This window comes from Cellulomonas bogoriensis 69B4 = DSM 16987, from assembly GCF_000767165.1.
GTDB lineage: Bacteria > Actinomycetota > Actinomycetes > Actinomycetales > Cellulomonadaceae > Actinotalea > Actinotalea bogoriensis.
The window spans coordinates 1-2,266 of the sequence record NZ_AXCZ01000277.1; the positions used below are offsets into that span (position 1 = coordinate 1).

Sequence of the window (2,266 nt, forward strand, 5' to 3'; positions counted from 1 at the left end):
ACGTCGGGGAACTTGATGGCGTCGCGGATGAAGAAGACGCCCAGGTTGTTGCCCACGAGGTCCCAGTTGCCGTCCTCGGTGTAGAACTTCACCGCGAATCCACGCGGGTCGCGTGCGGCCTCGGAGGAGTCCCGACCACCGATCACGGTGGAGAAGCGGATCGCGATGTCGGTGCGCTTGCCCGGCTCCTGGAAGAGCTTGGCCCGCGTGTACTTCGAGATCGGCTCCTCACCCCACTGACCGGTCGCCTCGAAGTAGCCGTAGGCCACGGCACCCCGGGCGTGGACGACGCGCTCGGGGATGCGCTCACGGTCGAAGTGGCTGATCTTCTCCAGGAACTGGTAGTTCTCCAGAGTGGCCGGGCCGCGCGCACCGACGGTGCGCTGGTTCTGGTTGTCGTACACGGGGTGGCCCTGACGGTTGGTCAGGACCGGGCGGTCGTCCCCAGATGCGGGAGGCTGCGAAGCCACGTCGGTCATGATGTCCTCTCGGTGTGGGTGGTGCTGACAAGCAGGTCTGAGGGCGGCGCGGCGCACGTGGCGCACAACCCCCAGAAGATGACCTCGGCCTCGTCCAGGACGAAGCCGTGCCCCTCGGACGGGGACAAGCAGGGAGCCTCGCCGTGGACGCAGTCCACGTCCAGGGTCAGACCGCAGCCGCGGCACACCATGTGGTGGTGGTTGTCCCCCACACGGGTCTCGTACAGCGCGGCGTGACCCGCCGGCTCGATGCGACGGACCAGGCCCGCGCCGCGCAGCGCGTCCAGGCAGTCGTAGACCGCCTGCGTGGACACGCTGCCCAGCTCGATGCGCACGGCCTCACCGACCTCGGCGGCACGGAGGTGCCGACCGTGGGACCGGGCCTGCTCCAGCGCGCGCAGCACCGCGAGACGGGGGGCGGTGACCCGCAACCCGATCTCGCGCAGCCGCACGGCGTGGAGGTCGTCCATACCTCCCATCCTCGCACCTTTTCTGGAACGAGTCCATTAATGGGTGGTGTCCAGTCAGTGACGCGGCTCGGTCAGGTGCGGGCGTGGCCGGTGAGGGTGCCGAGGTCGGTGGGGCCGAAGGCGACGTTGACACCCAACGCCATCTGCACGGTGGCGTCCGACCAGGTGATCTGGGCCTCGAAGCGGGACGGGCCCACCGTCGGACGCACGTGCAGCACGAGGCGACCGGGGTCGGGGAGCGCCGCGGCGCCCACGACCTCGACCGGGCCGGTGACCGGGCCCTCGCGCCCCAGCCGGAGGCCGACGGTCGACGCGACCCAACGGCCGGGCCCGACGTCGATGGTGCCCTCACCGTCACGGTCCCACAGGGTCCATTCCAGGCCGTCACCGCCGTCGGGTGCGTCGAGCCGCATGGCGGTCAGGCCGAGCGGGTTCGGGTCGAGGTCGAACGTCCGGCCCAGCAGGCCCGGGGCGAGCGCCCCGGCAAGCGGATCGGCGGGCACCGGCCCGGGCAGGAGGACCGCCAGGTCCCCGGGGGCGGGACCCGGGTCGTCGAGGTGCGGGACGAGGTGCTCCCACACCCGGTTCAGCACCCCCTGCAGGTCGGGCGTCGCGCTGGTCATGACCACCACTGCCTGGTGCTCGGGAAGGACCAGGCAGAACTGCCCGAAGGCACCGTCGGCCCGGTAGCCGTGCCGGCTGCGCCACAGCTGGTACCCGTACCCCTCGGTCCAGTCCGACTCCGAGTGCACGCTGCGGACCTGCCGGGCCGACGCCTCCGCGACCCACCCCTCGGGCAGCACCTGGCGCCCCTGCCACACCCCGTCCTGCAGCAGGAGCTGGCCGAAGCAGGCGATGTCCTCGGTGCGCAGCGCGAGCCCGAACCCGCCGGTGTCGATCCCCTGCGGTGACTGCTCCCACGTCGCACCGGCAACGCCCAGGGGCTCCAGGAGCCGGGGCGTGAGGTAGTCGAGCAGCCGTTGCCCCGTGCGTGCCTGCACCACCGCCGACAGCGCGTAGGTGGCCGCGGTGTTGTAGACGAAGTGGGTGCCCGGCGGGTGCTGGACCGGCTGGCTCAGGAACCCGTGGACCCAGTCCGGGTCGGTGACGGTCTGCCCGGTGACGTCACCGTCGTGCCCGGTGGTCATGGTGAGCAGGTGCCGCAACCGCATGGCGTGCAGGTTCGGGTCGGTGCTGCCCGCGTCACCGAGGTGGTCCACGACCCGGTCCTCCAGGTCGAGCAGCCCCTCGGCGCGCGCGAACCCGACGGCGCACGAGGTGAACGTCTTGCTCATGGAGAACAGGTCGTGCGGCAGG

General features: G+C 71.4%; 3 protein-coding genes. All 3 read right to left on the bottom strand.

Going from position 1 to position 2,266, the window contains the following annotated elements:
* Window positions 1-479, bottom strand: a 479-nt coding sequence (locus N869_RS14545; protein ID WP_035062780.1) for a catalase, incomplete at its 3' end; no start/stop codon positions are given.
* Window positions 476-949, bottom strand: coding sequence for a Fur family transcriptional regulator (locus tag N869_RS14550; protein WP_084137262.1), 474 nt, complete (start codon window positions 947-949; stop codon window positions 476-478). The genes N869_RS14545 and N869_RS14550, both read right to left, overlap by 4 nt.
* Before the next feature lie 71 nt (window positions 950-1,020).
* Window positions 1,021-2,266, bottom strand: a 1,246-nt coding sequence (locus tag N869_RS14555) for a serine hydrolase domain-containing protein (RefSeq protein WP_035062782.1), incomplete at its 5' end; no start/stop codon positions are given.